This window comes from Paenibacillus sp. NPDC056722, from assembly GCF_042790635.1.
Classification (GTDB): Bacteria; Bacillota; Bacilli; order Paenibacillales; family Paenibacillaceae; genus Paenibacillus_AQ; species Paenibacillus_AQ agri.
In genome coordinates this window covers 189,544-207,185 of sequence record NZ_JBHTYV010000007.1, presented here as the reverse complement: position 1 = coordinate 207,185, position 17,642 = coordinate 189,544, and the positions used below count along the sequence as shown (strand labels likewise).

Sequence of the window (17,642 nt, the reverse complement as noted above, 5' to 3'; positions counted from 1 at the left end):
AACATTACTGATAATCGAAAGGATGAATCAACCATGGCGAACACACTGCTAAGCATTCAAGTTATCCCTAAAACCCCTAACAATGAGGATTCCATCCCTTATGTCGATAAAGCGATCGAGGTCATTCAGAAGTCGGGTGTGAAGCATCAGGTGAATCCGCTCGAAACGACAATGGAAGGCGAACTGAACGACCTGCTAGAAGTCGTGCGCGAGATGCATGAAGCACTGGTCCAAGCCGGCAGCCCGAGCGTGATCTCCCAGATCAAAATCGCCCACAATCCGAACGGAATCAGCATGGACAAACTGACGGAGAAATATCGCCCGTGAGATCGTCCTGGAAGCAGATATGGCCGCCCATTGTGGCGGTCGTCTTCTTTTTAGCGGTATGGCAGCTAGCGGTATCCTTTTTTGATATTGAAAAATGGATTCTGCCCAGTCCCCGAGATATCGGTCATGAATTTGCAGGTAATCCAGCCGGCATCTGGGAGCATACGCTGGCTACGCTGAAGCTGACGCTGATCGGCTTTCCTATCGGCACCGGTGTAGGGCTTGTGGTGGCGCTGCTGCTGCACCTGATGCCTTGGGCGAAGCGTGCTTTTTACCCGCTGCTGATTCTGAGCCAGAACGTGCCTTCCATCGCCCTAGGTCCCTTGCTTGTCATCTGGTTTGGCTTCGGACTGCTGCCCAAGATGGTGCTGATTACGCTGGTCTGCTTCTTCCCTGTCGCCGTGGCCGCCATGGGCGGGCTGGCACAGAGCGACCGGGTGATGCTGAATTATATGAAAATGGCGGGGGCGAGCAAGTGGCAGATTTTCACCAAGCTGGAGTTGCCTCATTCTCTGCCCGCGATCTTCTCCGGGGTTAAAATCTCCGCCACCTATGCTGTCATGGGGGCCGTGGTTGCCGAATGGATCGGCGCCGACAAGGGGATCGGGTATTATATGCAATTGCAAAAATCAGCCTACCGTACCGACCGGATGTTCGTTGCCATCGTCATTGTTGTCTTGCTGAGTCTGGTGCTCTTCGCTATTATCGCCTTACTGGAAAAATGGCTGGTGCGCTGGAAGCCGCGCCGCAACCCGTAGAAAGGAGGGATTCCCGAAATGTCTCAACTCACACATACACCACCGCATGAGCCGGTGAAAAGCGAGATTAGAACTAGCGCTGCCGGACTGCACGGATTGCCGCCTGCGCTGGAAGTCAGCGCCGTGTCCAAGACCTTCACCCAGCGCCGTAACTCTACTCCTGTATTAAACAATGTCTCACTAAAGGTGGAGCAACAAGAATTCGTGACCATTCTCGGCCCTTCCGGCTGCGGCAAAAGCACGCTGTTCCATATCATCGGCGGCCTGGAGCAGCCGGACAGTGGAACAGTCAGCATGAATGGGAAAATCGTTACCGGCCAGCGCGGAGAAATCAGCTATATGCCGCAGCAGCCTGCGCTCTTCCCCTGGCGGACCATCGAGGATAATGTTCTCCTGTCCAAAGAGATCAAAGGCGCTACCCGGGATGGCAGTCGCGAAGAAGCACGTCAGTGGCTGGCCAAGGTCGGCCTCGCCGGCTTCGAGCGGGCATACCCGCATATGCTATCGGGCGGGATGCAGCAGCGCGCGGCATTCCTCCGGGCGCTGCTGGCGCCGCAGGAGCTGATGCTCCTGGATGAGCCATTCAGTGCGCTGGATGCCCTGACCCGCAGTGAAATGCAGCGCTGGCTGCTGGAGCTATGGGAGGAGAACCGCCGCTCCGTGCTGTTCATCACCCACAACATTGAAGAGGCGCTGCTCCTCTCGAATCGTATCTACGTTTTCTCCGGTCGTCCTGGCCAGGTTCTGCACACGGTAGATGTGCCGTTCCCACGCCCGCGCCGCGAGGAGATTGCGGATACGCCAGAATTCCTCGCGCTGAAGCGTCAGCTCTCGCAGTGGATGCGCGAGGAGCAGGCCAAGAGTCGAGTATAAAATAAACCCAGTTCCGCACACAAAGGCGAAACTGGGTTTATTTTAGGATAGAGAGACCAGAAGATTTGTTAATTACCCATTTATTGTACCTGAACCAGTTCGTTGCACGCTCCCGCAAAGTTCTCTTTCCATAGGACAGCTAGCACTGGATCATAGACTGTCTCTCGACAGATTTCAACCACTAGAAGCGGTGTAGCCCCCTTCGCCAGTCCTCTTAACAGTCAAAAAGAGGGATCTCCCCCCAATTAACAGCATTTTTGTACCTTATTTTCCTTTAATAAAGACAAATGAGGGAGATAAAAGCATTATTGTATCTTATTTTTCCAAAAAGCATACTATATGGTCTATTCTGGAATATTTAAGGTGCAATATTGCACTTAATCTCCACTAACCCCTAGCTGCAGAGGATTTAAGATACGAAAATGCCGCTAATTACACTGCGATCCTTCTTATATAGCTCCTGATTTACTAATAATCAGAACACAACACATTACATCTAACATCTCTGCACAAATCCAAAACTTTGAAGATCATTTGAAGAATGATATCAAACAGATTTATTGGCTAAGAAATTTGTTGACTCACACTGGAATCAAAGATGAAAACTTTATTTATTAGAAGTGACTTATTTTAAATAGGAATAATCCCAACACTAAATCCAGCCCTTCTCCTCAGCAATTCTTACCGCTTCAATCCGACTCTTCACTTCAAGCTTGTTCAGAATCTCGGAAATATAATTGCGGACTGTGCCATAAGAAAGATGCAATGTAGCCGCGATCTCGCCTGCCGTCTGACCTCCCCCGGCCAGCTTCAGAATCTCACGCTCTCTGGAGGTCAGCGGATTCTCCTCCCGCAAGCTTCCGAAGACCAACTCCGGAGACACTTCCTTATGCCCCAGCATGACTTGACGGATGGCACCCGCGATCTTCTCAACAGGCTCGTCCTTGAGCAGGTAGCCTTGTATATCCGCCTTTACCCCCCGTTCGAAATAACCCGGCCGGGCAAAGGTTGTCAGGATTATTACTCGGGTTCGGGAGCCCTTCTTCTTCAATAATTCGGCAACTTCCAACCCGCTCATTCGTGGCATTTCAATATCCATCAGACAGACATCCGGCTGAAGCTTCTCGATCTGGGCCAGCGCCTCCGCGCCGTCCCCCGCCTCTCCGACCACCTCGATATCGTCCTCCAGGTCCAGCAGGGAAGCCATCGCGCCGCGCAGCAGGCGTTGGTCCTCAGCGATTATGATTCTTATCATGCAGTCTCCCCGTCCTTTCGTTCTTTGACCACCAAGGGAATCATTACAGTCAGCACCGTACCCTTGCTTCCGTCGGCATTAATGGTCAACGAGCCATCAATTAGGGACAGGCGTTCATTCATTCCCTTTAGGCCATTGCCCTCTCTGAATCCAGCATCTGCGACACCCTGACCGTGCAATCCGTGCCCGTTGTCCCGGATCATGATTCTCACTTGTCCCTCACTCTTCACAATACTGATAACACATTTATTGGCCCCGCTGTGCCGCACAATGTTGGTGACAGCCTCCTTGATACAGAGGCTGAGTATATTCTGATTGAGATCGGATACTTCCCCAAGGGAAATATCCCCCTCAATCTCCAGGGCAATCTCCGCCGTCCGCAGCATCTCCCCGGCCTCAGTTAACTCCTCGGCCACTGTGATCGCCCGCATCTCGGAGACCAGTTCACGCACCTGCCGCAGCGCGGCACGGGAAGTGCGCTGGATCTCCCGCGCTTCAGCCTCTGCGCGGTCCGTATCCTTGGACACGAGTTTTTCAACTAACTGGCTCTTCAGGGTAATCAGTGAGAGCGTATGACCCAGCGTATCATGCAAGTCTCGGGCGATACGCATGCGTTCTTCACGTTTAACCAGTTCTTTAATGACCTCGTTGGCCTCGTCCAGTTCCCGCTCCAGATGTCGGCGGCGGAACATAGAACGTATCCCAAAAGGCGAAATCAGCATGATTATAATGAATGGAAGTAGAAACAATAACTCCGTACCTTCTATCGTCTTAAGTCCCCAACCCACAAGGAATAACTCCTGCACTACGAAGATGGAATAGATGATATTGAATTTCCGATTATCACTATACCAGCTGACAAAATTGGCTGTGAAGAAACCTAGATACACGTTTTGGGGACTGTAAAATAGACAAAGCAGTAAAATCAGCAGCATTTGCAAGGCCAGCCACAAAGTAAATGCCCGGCCGTTGGCCCAATACAGCTGGCGATAAGTTACAGCGAACAAGCCCATCATGGCATAGCCCACCGCCAGCTTGATTCCGGTATAAGCTTGCATGTTCAAAATCGGCAAGATCATATAAACCACCCAAATGAATGGGAAGATGCCTAACTTTTTAGGAAATAACCGGAACTGCCACTGCCTCATCGCCCTTTACACCGCTTCCTGTTTTTTGCGAATATACACCGATAGTAACATAAATACGGCGAGATAACCGAGCAGAATCACGATATTGCTCCACTCCGGATGCGAGCCCTGCACAATCTGCCAGGCGCCGTTTCCATAGTTGTAGGAAGGTAACCAGACTCCAATCTTCTGCATCAGACGCGGCAAGATTTCCAGCGGCATCCACATGCCACCAGTTATAGCAAGGGCCATATAGACCGCGTTACTGACACCACTTGCGGTATCGACCCGTTTCATCGAACCCACCAGCGTTCCCATCGCGAGGAACGGCAGGGAGCCTACCAGTAACCACACTCCGCTGAGCAACCACTGAGCGGCAGACAGCGAGACCCCGTTAATGAGATAGCCTGCTGCAAAAATGCAGATGATCGAGAAGAGGTGCATCATCGTTTGACCGAACATTTTGCCCAAAAAGTACACATATCCTGGCAGCGGAGTAATGCGGATAAAGGTCGTCCAGCCCTGTGAACGCTCCTGCACGAGACGAATCCCCAGCGTCATGATCGCTGATCCCATCACACTAAAGGCCGCCATCGACATGAGATAATGTGCTGCCCAGGTTGGATCGCTATCGCCCGTGTTCACGACTCTAGTGAAAATAAAATAGAACATGATCGGCATGAGCAGCGACCAGAATACATAGTAGGGGTTGCGCACAATCCGCAGCATTTCTGCTTTGCACTGCATCGTTAGGCTTCTCATCGTTAAACTGCCCCCTCTTGGTTCATTGTAAGCTGTTCAAAGGCTTCATCCAGCCGTCCCTGATCAATACGTACATCCTTCACCGGCAGACCCGCCGTAAAAATATCCCGCAAAGCCTCATCCGTGTCTTCTGTAGTCACGAAAATTCGTCCGTCCTTATAGTAACAGCCGTCTATGGAAGGCAGAGCCAGCAACTGCTGCTGAAGATCCAGTCCATCAGCCGGCTCTAAAAAGGACAGCGAACGCTTCACGATTCTCGCCTTGATCTCATCCGGACTGCCGTCTGCCGCCAGGCTTCCCCGATTGAAGAGCAGAATCCGGTCAGCGATATCCTCCGCTTCCGGCAGATAATGAGTGGTGAACAGGATCGTCTTCCCCTGTTCTGCCAACCCACGCACCTTCTCCCAGAACCGCCGCCGGGCGGTAATATCCAGCCCGACCGTCGGCTCATCGAAGAACAGCAGCTCCGGATCTCCAGCAAGTGCAAGCGCGAAGCCGAGACTACGCTTCTGGCCGTCCGACAGCTTCTCGGCGTATCGGTTTAGATCTGCCGGGTCAAGACCTGTTGCCTCTACCAGTAACTTCTGCTCCATGGGGTACTGATAGTAGCTTGAGATCAGACTAATGATCTCCTTTACCTTCAGGCGGTCCATGACACTAACCTCTTGCAGCATGGAACCCGTCTTCTCGCGCACTGACTTGTCTTTGGGATGCTGCCCAAAGATGGTTACGGATCCTTCAGTCGGCTCCAGCAGACCCAGCATCATCAGAATGGCTGTGGTCTTGCCTGCTCCATTTGGCCCCAGAATGGCGGTAATCGAACCTTTGTATATTTTAAAGCTAATGTTGTCTACCGCCTTTTTCCCCTTGAATACTTTGCTGACGCCGTTCATTGCAATCACTGTCTCCATGTCCTGCTCCCTCCCGTAATCCGTTGCGTTCTGCTCCATGTATCTAATATTAATGTCAAAAAGAAGATGACATTAGTATGGAGTGTCACTGCTTTAAGTTGACAATTGTCACCCGTATGTCGAGATCAACTTCCACAATTTCATTTATTTGGATAATACCACTTTCCTTTTATTATAGATGTACAAAATTTCCCATTAAAAAATCCCCCGATTGAAGCCTACGCTCCCGGGGGATGTTCTCTGGATTTCTGATTGCTCGCTAATTGCCACATTAATCACTTCTACAAGAACTATCTATTGGTTCGTTATAGATTCGTAATAATTTCCCTATAGCTTATTTCTATATGAACCCGAATTATCTACGTAGGAAGCCTTTCGCCTGTAAAAAATCTTTCATTTGCATACGAGCGGGCTCTGAGATTCGTTTTGCCATCATTGCAGACCAAGGTGTGTCATTCGCGCCGCCGGTCCGTTCACGCATGTATACCCGACTCTCTTCATCGTAAGCTTTGGCCTGCTCCAGAGTTGTCGCTGCATCATAGCCGTTGCGATGCAACACAGCCTGAAGCGGCAAGCGCGGACGCAGCCCTGCCCTTGCTGCCGGATAACCGACGCACATCCCGAATACAGGGTAGACCAAATCTGGAAGACCCAGCAACTCCGACACCTCGGCAATCTTACTGCGGATACCCCCGATATAGACGATGCCTAGCCCCAGCGACTCTGCCGCTACAGCTGCATTTTGCGCGGCGAGGGCCACATCAACGGTAGCAACGATCAGATTCTCCGTGGTGTCCTCATATGTGGGACTGTCTGCCACCAGATGCGGCGTGGATGCTTCCCGCAGACGATACAGATCCGCACACCAGACCAAAAAGACAGGAGCCTGCTCGATATAGGCTTGATTTCCGGCTAATGCGGCTAGCTGGCTTCTCAATCCAGGATCGGTCACTGAGATGACGCTGTACGCCTGAACATTGCTGGAGGTGGAGGCCATCTGGGCTGCACCGATGATAGCCGCAAGCTGCTCTTCGCTAACAGGTGTATCCTTATACTGACGGACCGATCCATGTCGGTTCAACAGCTCCAGGGTTTCATTATTTGGTTTCATAACTTATTCGCCTCTCTTTTTCCGAAATTGGCTTCTCATGCAAGCCTGCCTCTATATTATTAGCATACATTCCCACACAAATAAAAATATATAGAGCAGGCAATCTACCACCTACCCGTGCGCTTAACCTCCTCGATAATCACCTTAATGCCTTCGTCAATCTGATCGAGCCGGGCACGTGAAATGCTAATCCGTATAAATTTCTCTCGCTCCTGATAATCGGATAAATAGAACCCCCTGCCGGACACAACGCTAATCTTTCTCTCTTTCAGACGTTTAAGCAGACGATCCAGGTTCATCGTTCCCGGCAGCTTCAACTGCACGTAGACACCGGAACTACCGGGAGACACCTCAATCAAACCTTCTGTATTATGTCGTTCAAGGGCCGCATACAGAGCATGCATTCTCTCCGCATACAGGTCTTTTATTTTGTGCTTGTGGTGCTCATACATCCCATTCTTGATGTAGATCTCAAGTGCCGCCTGAGACAAAAGGGAAGTGTCCGTATATCCTTTATGTGCGCGGAAGGCCTCCAGCAAGACTTCTGGTAATACCACTGCACCCAGTCTGAGTCCAGGGAAGATGATCTTCGAGAAGCTTTTTAAATAAATGACGTGTGAAGTCTGATCATACGCATAGATGGGATCAAAACGCCGCTCTGCACCCAGATCAGCCATATAATCATCCTCAACGATATAAACATCGTATTTGGCAGCCAATCCGGCGATGGTTCTCCGTTCCTCTGCGCTATAGGAGGTTCCGAGTGGATTTTGATACCTGGGCATAGTATAGAAAAATTTCACATCCCCGCTCCTGAACCGCTCCTCCAGCTCCTGCAGATTCATTCCCGCCGCCGAACGAGCGATTCCGCTGACTGGCAGGCCCTCACCCTCCAAATAACGCAGATAGATGTCATAGCCGGGCTGTTCGACGAGAATTTGTGTCCCTCCGCCTGGAAATGGCATCTTGGCCAGAATTTCGAGCGCCTGCTGGATGCCAGAGGTGATGATGATCCGCTCCGCTTTGGCAAACACCTGATATTCAGCCAAATGAGATACCAAAGTATGACGCAGCGTCCCCCATCCCAAAACATCACTGTAGGTGAACAGGTGATACTTGTAGATATCAATCGCTTTGTTGAGACAATGCTGAAAATCCAAATACGGAAACACGTTCAGGTCGGGCGAAGCAGAAGCAAAATCCAGAGTCTCATGGCCAGTGGAAGGCTCCAGGTCTTCAGGTTTCTCCACCATGTAATATCCGCTCTGCGGAATGGAATATACCGTGTGTTTTCTTTCGAGCTCACCGTATGCCCTCAGAACAGTGCTGACACTGCAGTTGTAGAATGTTGCGGCACTTCGCACGGAGGGCAGCTTCTGCCCTGGGCTGTATTTGCCCTCCCGGATTTGGTATTCCATATCAGCTAAAACGGAATGATACTTTTTCATATTGCCCCCCTGTACAGCCTTCGTCACACTCAAAAAGTGAAATCCGAGATCTTATAAGTACATGTTAACACCATTCTTCTCCATTCATTATAAACAAATCCAGCAACTGTATCGGTACAGTCATGAAAAACTGGCATTGTAGCCCCGCGTAAATTCTTTTAATTTTAAACTAACAAACAGAGGCGGATACACGATCCCGCCTTGTTATAGAAAGGGAGATGCAACCATGCAGCAAAAAGGTCTTAAATTGGCATATATTCTCGCCGTACTCAATGCGGCTATTATCGGATTCTCATTCTTGTTCACCAAAGTAGCGCTCGGCCACGCCGGACCGCTCGATACCCTGACCTTCCGCTTCGCTGCTTCCTTCCTGGTGATGTCGATCCCGGTCGCCTTCGGCTGGGTCAAAATCTCCTATCGCGGCAAACCCATTTTTAAAGCGCTACTACTGGCATCCATGTACCCGCTCGGGTTCTTCACGCTTCAAGTGTTCGGACTCCAGCACGCCACCTCGGCCGAGGGAGGGATTCTCTACGCTTTTACACCGGTAGTGACGATGATTATCGCTTCGATCTTCTTGAAAGAAACGACGACACTCTTGCAGAAGCTATGTATTTTCCTGTCCGTGTTCGGCGTGGTGTTCATCTTTGTGATGAAAGGAAGCAGTATTAATCTGGCCAATATGACCGGAATTGTGCTGCTATTCCTGACTTGTATCGCTTTTGCTGGGTACAGCGTTTTGGCCCGTTCACTCACGAAGCACTTCAGCCCTGCTGAAATCAGCTACTTGATGATGGGAATTGGCTTCGCCACCTTCCTGATTATTTCGGTAACCGGGCATGTCAGCAACGGAACGATGGGCGAGTTCTTCAAGCCACTGAGCAGCGGCACGTTTGTCTTATCGGCGCTCTATTTAGGTGTTATCGCATCACTTGTCACTACATTGGCCTCTAACTATATCTTGTCCAAAATCGAAGCTTCTCTCATGAGCGTGTTCGCCAATCTCTCCACCATTGTATCGCTTGCAGCCGGGGCAATCTTTCTGGGCGAAGAAATCACGGTGTACCACTGGATCGGATCGGCTCTGATCATCGCAGGCGTTATTGGTACGAACCGTCTCGGTCGGAAAAAAGCTGTCGCTATTCCCGTCAATGTACCATTGTCTAAATCAGCGAAATTATGATCCATACCATCGTGGCGTATAATCGTCACTTCGATCCTGCCATATAAGCTGAACTTACGAATCAGTAAGGTACTGTTCTATATATATTAAAAAAGTCGCAGATGCCAAAGGCACCTGCGACTTTTTATTAATGCTGTCTATGGATGTAAAGGTTTCTCCTATCAACAGAAATCAAAACTATATTGCTTTACAGCTTCACCCGCTGCAGCCGCAGTGCGTTCAGCACAACGGATACAGAGCTGAATGCCATCGCCGCTCCCGCCAGCCATGGGGCCAGGAAGCCTAGAGCCGCAATCGGAATTCCGATTGTATTGTAGGCCAGCGCCCAAAACAGATTCTGCTTGATGTTCCGCATCGTCTTACGGCTCATCTCAATCGCATCCGGGATGCTCTTCAGATCGCCGCGCATCAGCGTGATGTCCGCGGCTTCCATCGCCACGTCCGTCCCGGTGCCGACCGCCATGCCCGTGTCGGCAGTCGCCAGCGCCGGCGCATCGTTGATGCCGTCGCCGACCATGGCCACCTTGGTTCCGCCCGCTTGCAGCTTGCGAACCTCCTCGGCCTTGCCTTCAGGCAAGACCTCAGCCAACACCTTAGTGATCCCTGCCTGCTGCGCAATGGCCTCGGCAGTGATCTTGTTGTCACCTGTAATCATGACAACTTGGATACCCATCTTGTGCAGCGCGGCTACGGCTGCCCGCGAAGTCTCCTTAATCGTGTCGGCCACAGCGACGACCCCGACTACAGCCTTCTCGACAGCGACCAGCATCGCTGTCTTCCCTTCCTGCTCCAGCCCTGTCATAATTGCCGTCCAGGGCTCAATATCCAGACCTTCCTCTTCCATCATCCGGCGAGTACCAACCTTCACCGCTTTTGTATTCACCACAGCCGATATACCCCGGCCCGGTATATTATTGAATTGTCCCGCTTCCGGCAAGGTCAGCCCTCTGTCTACGGCTCCGGCGACAATCGCCTCCGCAAGCGGATGCTCCGACAGCTTTTCCGCAGCCGCGGTCAACGCCAACAGCTCATTCTCGGCTGCTGCGTTGTCATTCCCCGCAACACCTGCGGTAACGATAACATCTGTCAGCACAGGTTTGCCGTTGGTTACAGTCCCTGTCTTATCCAAAACAACGACTTGAATAGCTTGTGCACCTTCCAAATGCTCGCCGCCCTTGAACAGAATACCCAGTTCCGCTGCACGGCCCGAGCCCGCCATGATTGAGGTTGGCGTTGCCAGTCCTAATGCACACGGACAGGCAATCACCAGAACGGCGATCGCTTTCTCCAGCGCTTCCGCAAACTGACCAGGGGCAACCCCGAAATACCAAATCAGGAAGGTTAAGACGGCAATCCCGACCACAATCGGTACGAAGATACCGGAAATGACATCAGCGATCCGCTGGATGGGTGCCTTGGAGCCTTGTGCTTCTTCCACGACCCTGATAATCTGTGCAAGCGCAGTGTCCCGGCCTACCCGGCTTGCTTTCACCCGCAGCATTCCGTTCTTGTTAATCGTTGCGCCAATTACAGTATCCCCAGGTTTCTTTTCCACCGGGATGCTCTCACCTGTCAACATGGATTCATCGACAGATGACAGCCCCTCCACAACCTCGCCATCCACTGGTACTTTCGTGCCCGGTTTGACCAATACGATATCACCAGGAACTACCTCTTCCACAGGGATGCTGATCTCAGCCCCGTTCCGAATGACGAGCGCTGTCTTCGCCTGCAAGCCCATAAGGCTCTTGATAGCATCCGAAGAGCGGCCCTTGGCAAGCGCCTCGAACCACTTCCCGACCAGAATCAACGTGATTAGAACCGCACTCGTCTCATAGTACATTTCCACCGTATGATCCATGCCCGACATGTTAAGCGAATCAATCGTCAGGTACAAGCTGTAGAAATAAGCGGCCGAGGTTCCAAGTGCCACTAGCACGTCCATATTGGCACTGCCATTGCGCAGCGCCTTATAAGCGCCGACGTAGAACTGCCAGCCGATAATGAATTGTACCGGAGTAGCCAGAATCAGTTGGAACCACGGATTCATGAACAGATCCGGGGTAGGAATCCATGTGGTGAAGGAAAAATGTCCAGCCATAGCCCATAAGAGCGGCAGGGACAGAATAGCAGAGATGATCCACTTGTTCCGCTTATGCTTAATCTCCGCTCCCCGCCGGTCAACATTCTCTTTGCGATCCTGCTTGAGCGTAGCCTTATATCCAATGCCGCTGACCTTCTCCATAATCTCACGGGTCCCAATATCGCCCGGAATGTATTCAACATGTGCGGTTTCAAGCGCCAGATTCACATTTACCGAAGCAATCCCCGGCATTTTCCCGAGCACCTTCTCTATACGTGCAGAACAGGCTGCACAGGTCATCCCCGAGATATCAAAATCAGCGGATTCTTTAACAGTATCATAGCCTAATGCACGTATCTTCTCTTCGATCTCCGGCAGCCCGGCCACCTTCGGATCGAAGCCCACTGTAGCTTGCTCCAGCGCTAGATTAACATTCGCCCGGGAGACTCCCTCCATCTTGGACAACCCTTTCTCAATCCGGGTTGCGCAAGCCGAACAGGTCATCCCTGTAATTTGCAGAGTCGTCTGCTTCTCTTCCTGTGCCGCTGCGGTATTCCCCATCTTATCCACCCCTCTTCATACCCCAAGGGGGTATAATTATCCTTAAAAGAAAAGGCGTTGGCGCCTCGGGAACCAAAGAAGGTCCGCACCGCTCCAAGCCTTATTACTGTGCTTCAAGTTAAACTACATCATACCCTTGATCTTCGATAGCTTCCTTGATCGCGCTGAGGCTTACCTTGTTCTCATCAAATTCAACGGCTACTGTCTTTGCCGGCAAATCTACTTTCGCAGAGGCACCAAGACTCGATACAGCCTTCTCTACAGAATTCACACAGTGACCGCAAGACATTCCTTCAACATTAAGTACAGCATTTGACATGATAATTCCTCCTTAATTATTTCATTAATTTATTCACAGTCACCAACAGTTCATCGATGACCTCATGCTCACCGGCTTCGATCCGTTCGATAATGCAGCTCTTCATATGGCCTTCCAGCAGCAACCGTCCCACACTGTTGAGTGCCGATTGAACTGCGGCCAGTTGATTAAGTACATCATCACAATAGGTATCACGGTCAATCATTCCTTTAATTCCGCGAACCTGGCCTTCAATCCGGTTGAGTCGAGTGGTCAGTACGTTCTTGAAATCCGCAGAGTGATGACTTTTACGCACACCGGAATCGGAGGTCCCGCATTCATCATCGCAGGAATGCCCCGCCCGTTCTTGGTCATTAACAGACACATGCATCAACCTCCTTGAACTCACTATAATATACCCCCCATGGGTATGTCAAGATCAACTAAAGAAATTAATCCACCCCATCTTGCAGATTTAACGATGTTGAAAATGAGTAAAATTAATTGTTTTTTGTTATAAAATAGCAGGAATTCAGATCATGGAAGCGAATTCAATTAGAATTATACCCTTGTTTTTCCAGCACTATCCTTTACATCCTCGTACCTAGAAAATTCGGGGAATTTCCCTTACACTAATGGAACATCATGACATTGCTCGAGAGGAGAGGGTCTACCTTGCCCAACCGCACATTAATTTTTTTCAGGCGAAATATAGGCCAGTTGTATGCACTGATCATATGCATGGCCGGTTTTGGCCTCTTTGCCGTCTATAATCAGGGTGCCTTCCTGCACTATGCTGCTTCAGGCTGGGTCTGGATTTTCGCCATGTCGGCAGCCGCGGTTATCCTGACTGTGTTCACCTTTCAGCTTCCTCCACAGGGAAATGGTTTGTCCCTTGATTCTTCAGTTTACCTGGCCTGTATCTTCCTTTTTGGCCCTTCATTCTCATTGACGGTACTGCTGCTCTCTTCCCTGATTTCTTTTTTCCTGGAGCGGAATAAGGTTTGGTGGAAGCAGCTCAATAATTTTGCCGTCTATTCCATTATGATCTGTACCTCTGCACTAATCTTTGCGGCGTTCGGCGGAGAGGAAGGCCCTCTGCTGAGCCATCACCTGTACGCCTATGCCGGGAGCATGGCTGTATATTTTATCCTAAACACGCTCTTGATTGGACTTTATTATTACGTGGTCTTCCACGAAAATCTCTACGAAACGCTCAAAGGAATGCTGAGGGATACCCTCCTGGCCTATCTTAGTACACTGGTACTTTCACTTGTGTTGACTATTCTGGTGTCCCATAACGAATTTGTTGGGCTGGCACTATTTCTATGTCTAAGCGTGCTGCTCTCTTATTCATTCAAGCAATTGTTCGCGATGTACCGCAGCATTGAGGAACGCGCCAACCGGGATCAGCGTACAGGACTATTCAACCACAGCTATTTCGAGACGGCACTGGAAGAGGCTATGCGCAAGTCTAAGGCTGATGGCTCCGCACTTTCCCTGGCTATGATCGACATTGACGACTTCAAGAAATACAATGATCATTTCGGTCATTTGAAGGGAGATGGGCTGATCGTCTTCCTCGCAGAACTGTTGAAAAAAGAGTCCAAGGGAACAGAGATTATCGTTTCCCGCTATGGCGGCGAGGAATTCACACTGCTCCTGCCCGCGCATGATACAGTACAGGCCAAGCAGTTCATCGAACGGCTGCGCAGGACGCTTAACCGATCCCCTTTCGAAGGTGTCGAAATCTTCCCGCAAGGTTGCCTCTCCTTCTCTGCAGGCATCGCTGGTTACAAGCCTGATGTGCACGAGAAGTCGGAGCTTGTCGAACACGCCGATCAGGCATTGTATTATGCCAAGAAGCAGGGAAAGAATCTGGTCCATGTTTACGGCAACCAGTCGCCTTTGGAACGCGAGATTGATTTTAGCCAAGATGTGCGGGATATTGAGCAGCAGCTTAACCTGTTCATGTACAAGGATTTGGAGACCTTCAAGCATTCCAAGCGAGTGTTTCAATATGCCCTGGATATCAGCAGGCTGCTCAATCTGGACAACCTCACCAAACGCCAGTTCACGCTAGGTGCGCTGATTCATGATATCGGGAAACTAGAAATTCCCTGGGGCATCCTTAACAAGAAGGATAAGCTCGCGCCCGAAGAATGGGAGATGGTGAAATGGCATGTCACCTGGGGCAAGAAAATGGCGATGACCAACGAAAAGTTCAAGGATCTGGCGCCCTACATCGAGTTGCATCATGAACGATACGATGGACAAGGATATCCTTATGGTTTCAAGGGTGAAGAAATTCCGCGCCTGTGCCGGATGCTGACCATCATCGACTCTTTTGACGCTATGACTACCGAACGGGCTTACCAGCCTACAAGATCTATAGCCGAGGCCATCGTGGAGCTACGAGCCTGCGCAGGAAGCCAATTCGATCCGCAGTTAACAGAGTTCTTCATCGACTATATCGAATCCAGAGCGTTTCCATCAGAAGACATTACTACGCAGAGGTCACTGCAAGACACCCCCTTAACCCACTAAGTCTGTAACCAGATAGCAGTATCTATAGAAAGCACCGCTTCCGGTGCTTTTTTCTTTGATTACATTCCCCACGCGATGCCCAGAATAATTGTAAAAGAAATTTACTTATTGCCACCCTATTCAAATTTGAATATAATATCCATGTTTCCTGTATTCTGATGCCTATAATCTTATTAAAAAAAGGAGCCTGTACGCATGCATTCCAAAGAAAGTAATCTTAAACTGGTAGTTGTTGGCCTGCTGCTCGGTATATTGATGTCCGCAATGGACAATACCATAGTAGCTTCAGCGATGGGCACCATCGTTGCCGACTTGGGCGGGCTGGATAAAATCGTATGGGTCACCTCTGCTTACATGGTCATGGTCATGGCCGGCACCCCGATCTTCGGCAAGCTCTCCGATATGTATGGCCGCAAGAGGTTTTTCATGTTCGGACTCATTGTCTTCCTAATAGGCTCGGCGCTGTGCGGAACGGCGACCACGATTACCCAGCTTAGTATTTACCGCGCGATTCAGGGAATCGGTGGCGGGGCACTGATGCCAATCGCCTTTACCATTGTTTTTGACATCTTCCCTCCAGAGAAAAGAGGCAAGCTCACCGGCCTGTTCGGGGCTGTATTCGGCATTTCCAGCGTACTGGGCCCGTTGCTTGGTGCATATATCACTGATTATGTAGGCTGGCAGTGGGTATTCTACATCAACCTTCCGATCGGTGTTGTCGCCATTTTCCTGATTGCTACGTCTTACAAAGAGTCTATTACCCACTCCAAGCAGCGTATCGACTGGGGCGGAGCTTTCACACTGGTGTCAGCCATCATTTGCCTCATGTTCGCCCTGGAACTTGGCGGCAATCAATATGCATGGGACTCCCCTGTGATCCTGGGATTGTTCGCAGGCTTCGCTGTTCTCCTGATATCCTTCATTTTCATCGAACGTGTAGCGGCAGAGCCGGTCATCTCGTTCGCCATGTTTGGTAGACGACTGTTCGCAACAAGCAGCATTACCGCCTTTTTCTACGGTTCGGCCTTTATTGTGGCCACTATCTATATCCCGATCTTCGTTCAGGGCGTATTTGGCGGTTCGGCTACCAATTCCGGGCTGATTCTGATGCCGATGATGATTGGCTCCGTTCTCGGCAGCCAAACTGGTGGTATGCTCGCGGCCAAGACCAGCTTCCGTAACATCATGATATTGTCAGCGATCTGCTTCGTAGCCGGGGTGTTCACACTGACTACTTTGTCCCCGGATACTTCTCGCCTGCTGCTCAATGTATTCATGGCCTTGACTGGCTTCGGCGTCGGCTTCTCCTTCTCCGTCCTGAGCATGGCTTCCATCCATAACTTCGGGATGCGCGAACGCGGTTCAGCTACTTCCACCAACACATTTATGCGTTCTCTGGGGATGACGCTCGGGATTACAATCTTCGGGATTATTCAGCGCAACAGCTTTACGAATAGCTTAACTGAAGCCTTTGGCGCTGGCGGCCAAACAGCGGCATTCGGTGATCCGCGTGCTGCTTTGACTCCGGAAGCCAGAGCCAAGATTCCAGCGCCGGTTCTGGAGAAAATATCAGCTGCGTTGTCCACTTCTATTGCGGATACCTTCCTGTGGGCCTTGGTGCCTGCTGTACTCGCTTTAGTCTTCGTGCTGCTGATGCCAGGTGACCGCTTGCTGATTCCAGGTAAATCGGCACAGACGGCCCCCTCCAAGAGGTAAGCCATGTCCATTAAACTTGCAGTTCTCGGCTTGCTCCTGGAACGAAATATGCACCCGTATGAGATCACGCTAGTGATGAAGGATCGCCGAATGGACCAGATTATGAAGCTGCAGATGGGATCGCTCTATTATGCTGTGGACAAGATGTCGCAAGATGGCCTGATTGAAGCGGTGGAAGTGATCAGCAGTAAGGACAGACCAGACAAGACGATCTACAGCATCACTGACAAGGGCAAGAATATATTCGAGCAGCTCATCCTGCAGCAGATCAAGAAGAATGAACCCGTCTTCCATCCGCTATACATTCCACTCGCTCTCTCCCGCTATGTAGATCAGGGAAAGCTGGCAGAACTGCTGAACGAACGTGTCCTGAAGGCAGAACATGATGTCAATCTGGCCTACCAGATCTATGAAGAGCATATCCCCCTCGTGCCCCGTTCTGTGCTCCATGTAATGTATGGCAGGTACGAGCATTGTCTAACCGAACTTAAGTGGCTTAAGCGTCTTTATGCGGATGTGCTGGCCAACAAACTAAGCGATACCGGAACACCACTGGATACAGAGGCCTGAGGGCCTCTGTTTTTTTGTTTGCTTAATCAATTCCGCAGGATTAAATGATACCTTATCTAATCAGATAATACTGATATGTCACTGTTCATCCCCACTCAAAATGGTTATGGAT

The 17,642-nt window shown here is 50.5% G+C and carries 16 protein-coding genes; 7 read left to right on the top strand and 9 right to left on the bottom strand.

The genetic code is table 11. The annotated features are described in order from the left end of the window. Positions 1-33: 33 nt before the first annotated feature. Genes ACFRAM_RS18585 through ACFRAM_RS18575 form a run of 3 tightly spaced genes read left to right on the top strand, consistent with a single transcriptional unit; the run spans position 34 to position 1,958 of the window. The gene (locus ACFRAM_RS18585; RefSeq protein ID WP_066374901.1) at positions 34-327 is read left to right on the top strand and encodes an MTH1187 family thiamine-binding protein; all 294 of its coding nucleotides are present in this window, start codon (positions 34-36) and stop codon (positions 325-327) included. Beyond that, positions 324-1,085 carry an ABC transporter permease gene (locus ACFRAM_RS18580; protein ID WP_379467122.1) on the top strand — a complete coding sequence of 254 codons (762 nt, stop codon included), beginning with the start codon at positions 324-326 and terminating at the stop codon, positions 1,083-1,085. Before ACFRAM_RS18585 ends, ACFRAM_RS18580 begins: the two co-directional genes overlap by 4 nt. 18 nt (positions 1,086-1,103) lie before the next feature. After that, entirely contained in the window at positions 1,104-1,958 is an 855-nt protein-coding gene (locus ACFRAM_RS18575; RefSeq protein ID WP_379467121.1) for an ABC transporter ATP-binding protein, read from the top strand. Positions 1,959-2,610: 652 nt separating this feature from the next. Here ACFRAM_RS18575 and ACFRAM_RS18570 read toward each other — a convergent pair. The 6 genes from ACFRAM_RS18570 to ACFRAM_RS18545 all read right to left on the bottom strand — a co-directional run bounded on the left by ACFRAM_RS18570 (position 2,611) and on the right by ACFRAM_RS18545 (position 8,572). Further along, the gene (locus tag ACFRAM_RS18570; RefSeq protein WP_379467120.1) at positions 2,611-3,213 is read right to left on the bottom strand and encodes a response regulator transcription factor; all 603 of its coding nucleotides are present in this window, start codon (positions 3,211-3,213) and stop codon (positions 2,611-2,613) included. Then, positions 3,210-4,361, bottom strand: coding sequence for a sensor histidine kinase (locus ACFRAM_RS18565; protein ID WP_483875011.1), 1,152 nt, complete (start codon positions 4,359-4,361; stop codon positions 3,210-3,212). The genes ACFRAM_RS18570 and ACFRAM_RS18565 overlap by 4 nt, the downstream gene beginning before the upstream one ends. Before the next feature lie 6 nt (positions 4,362-4,367). After that, positions 4,368-5,102, bottom strand: coding sequence for an ABC transporter permease (locus tag ACFRAM_RS18560; RefSeq protein ID WP_379467118.1), 735 nt, complete (start codon positions 5,100-5,102; stop codon positions 4,368-4,370). Positions 5,103-5,104: 2 nt separating this feature from the next. Continuing rightward, positions 5,105-6,013 (bottom strand): ABC transporter ATP-binding protein, encoded by a 909-nt coding sequence (locus ACFRAM_RS18555; RefSeq protein WP_379467117.1) that lies wholly within the window; start codon positions 6,011-6,013, stop codon positions 5,105-5,107. A gap of 355 nt (positions 6,014-6,368) precedes the next feature. Then, a complete protein-coding gene (gene nfsA / locus ACFRAM_RS18550; RefSeq protein WP_379467116.1) occupies positions 6,369-7,124 on the bottom strand; it encodes an oxygen-insensitive NADPH nitroreductase in 756 nt (251 codons plus the stop codon). 104 nt (positions 7,125-7,228) lie between these two features. After that, a complete protein-coding gene (locus tag ACFRAM_RS18545; RefSeq protein WP_379467115.1) occupies positions 7,229-8,572 on the bottom strand; it encodes an aminotransferase-like domain-containing protein in 1,344 nt (447 codons plus the stop codon). Between the two features lie 226 nt (positions 8,573-8,798). Here ACFRAM_RS18545 and ACFRAM_RS18540 point away from each other — a divergent pair, with 226 nt between their 5' ends. Continuing rightward, positions 8,799-9,755, top strand: coding sequence for a DMT family transporter (locus tag ACFRAM_RS18540; RefSeq protein ID WP_379467114.1), 957 nt, complete (start codon positions 8,799-8,801; stop codon positions 9,753-9,755). 187 nt (positions 9,756-9,942) lie between these two features. Here the strand turns inward: ACFRAM_RS18540 and ACFRAM_RS18535 are convergent, their stop codons facing one another. The 3 genes from ACFRAM_RS18535 to ACFRAM_RS18525 all read right to left on the bottom strand — a co-directional run bounded on the left by ACFRAM_RS18535 (position 9,943) and on the right by ACFRAM_RS18525 (position 13,088). Continuing rightward, complete coding sequence (locus ACFRAM_RS18535; RefSeq protein WP_379467113.1) at positions 9,943-12,399, bottom strand: heavy metal translocating P-type ATPase; 2,457 nt, start codon at positions 12,397-12,399, stop codon at positions 9,943-9,945. 118 nt (positions 12,400-12,517) lie between these two features. Next, positions 12,518-12,718 (bottom strand): copper chaperone CopZ, encoded by a 201-nt coding sequence (gene copZ / locus ACFRAM_RS18530; RefSeq protein WP_379467112.1) that lies wholly within the window; start codon positions 12,716-12,718, stop codon positions 12,518-12,520. A gap of 16 nt (positions 12,719-12,734) precedes the next feature. Further along, positions 12,735-13,088 (bottom strand): metal-sensitive transcriptional regulator, encoded by a 354-nt coding sequence (locus ACFRAM_RS18525; protein WP_379467185.1) that lies wholly within the window; start codon positions 13,086-13,088, stop codon positions 12,735-12,737. A 350-nt stretch (positions 13,089-13,438) separates the two neighbouring features. Here ACFRAM_RS18525 and ACFRAM_RS18520 point away from each other — a divergent pair, with 350 nt between their 5' ends. The 3 genes from ACFRAM_RS18520 (at position 13,439) to ACFRAM_RS18510 (ending at position 17,530) form a co-directional block, all read left to right on the top strand. Further along, on the top strand, positions 13,439-15,244 hold the full coding sequence (locus ACFRAM_RS18520) for a bifunctional diguanylate cyclase/phosphohydrolase (protein ID WP_379467184.1): 1,806 nt from the start codon (positions 13,439-13,441) through the stop codon (positions 15,242-15,244). A gap of 195 nt (positions 15,245-15,439) precedes the next feature. Beyond that, positions 15,440-16,960, top strand: coding sequence for an MDR family MFS transporter (locus tag ACFRAM_RS18515; RefSeq protein WP_379467111.1), 1,521 nt, complete (start codon positions 15,440-15,442; stop codon positions 16,958-16,960). Between the two features lie 3 nt (positions 16,961-16,963). Further along, on the top strand, positions 16,964-17,530 hold the full coding sequence (locus ACFRAM_RS18510) for a PadR family transcriptional regulator (RefSeq protein WP_379467110.1): 567 nt from the start codon (positions 16,964-16,966) through the stop codon (positions 17,528-17,530). The last annotated feature ends 112 nt before the right edge of the window (positions 17,531-17,642 follow it).

What these genes read in the sequence shown, in the direction of transcription:
- ACFRAM_RS18535 (WP_379467113.1), bottom strand. Translation starts at nt 12,399, where the DNA reads ATGGGGAATACCGCAGCGGCACAGGAAGAGAAGCAGACGACTCTGCAA.
- ACFRAM_RS18510 (WP_379467110.1), top strand. Translation starts at nt 16,964, where the DNA reads ATGTCCATTAAACTTGCAGTTCTCGGCTTGCTCCTGGAACGAAATATG.
- ACFRAM_RS18565 (WP_483875011.1), bottom strand. Translation starts at nt 4,361, where the DNA reads ATGAGGCAGTGGCAGTTCCGGTTATTTCCTAAAAAGTTAGGCATCTTC.
- ACFRAM_RS18585 (WP_066374901.1), top strand. Translation starts at nt 34, where the DNA reads ATGGCGAACACACTGCTAAGCATTCAAGTTATCCCTAAAACCCCTAAC.
- ACFRAM_RS18525 (WP_379467185.1), bottom strand. Translation starts at nt 13,088, where the DNA reads ATGCATGTGTCTGTTAATGACCAAGAACGGGCGGGGCATTCCTGCGAT.
- ACFRAM_RS18545 (WP_379467115.1), bottom strand. Translation starts at nt 8,572, where the DNA reads ATGAAAAAGTATCATTCCGTTTTAGCTGATATGGAATACCAAATCCGG.
- ACFRAM_RS18540 (WP_379467114.1), top strand. Translation starts at nt 8,799, where the DNA reads ATGCAGCAAAAAGGTCTTAAATTGGCATATATTCTCGCCGTACTCAAT.
- ACFRAM_RS18520 (WP_379467184.1), top strand. Translation starts at nt 13,439, where the DNA reads ATGGCCGGTTTTGGCCTCTTTGCCGTCTATAATCAGGGTGCCTTCCTG.
- ACFRAM_RS18575 (WP_379467121.1), top strand. Translation starts at nt 1,104, where the DNA reads ATGTCTCAACTCACACATACACCACCGCATGAGCCGGTGAAAAGCGAG.
- ACFRAM_RS18515 (WP_379467111.1), top strand. Translation starts at nt 15,440, where the DNA reads ATGCATTCCAAAGAAAGTAATCTTAAACTGGTAGTTGTTGGCCTGCTG.
- ACFRAM_RS18570 (WP_379467120.1), bottom strand. Translation starts at nt 3,213, where the DNA reads ATGATAAGAATCATAATCGCTGAGGACCAACGCCTGCTGCGCGGCGCG.
- copZ (WP_379467112.1), bottom strand. Translation starts at nt 12,718, where the DNA reads ATGTCAAATGCTGTACTTAATGTTGAAGGAATGTCTTGCGGTCACTGT.
- ACFRAM_RS18555 (WP_379467117.1), bottom strand. Translation starts at nt 6,013, where the DNA reads ATGGAGACAGTGATTGCAATGAACGGCGTCAGCAAAGTATTCAAGGGG.
- nfsA (WP_379467116.1), bottom strand. Translation starts at nt 7,124, where the DNA reads ATGAAACCAAATAATGAAACCCTGGAGCTGTTGAACCGACATGGATCG.
- ACFRAM_RS18560 (WP_379467118.1), bottom strand. Translation starts at nt 5,102, where the DNA reads ATGAGAAGCCTAACGATGCAGTGCAAAGCAGAAATGCTGCGGATTGTG.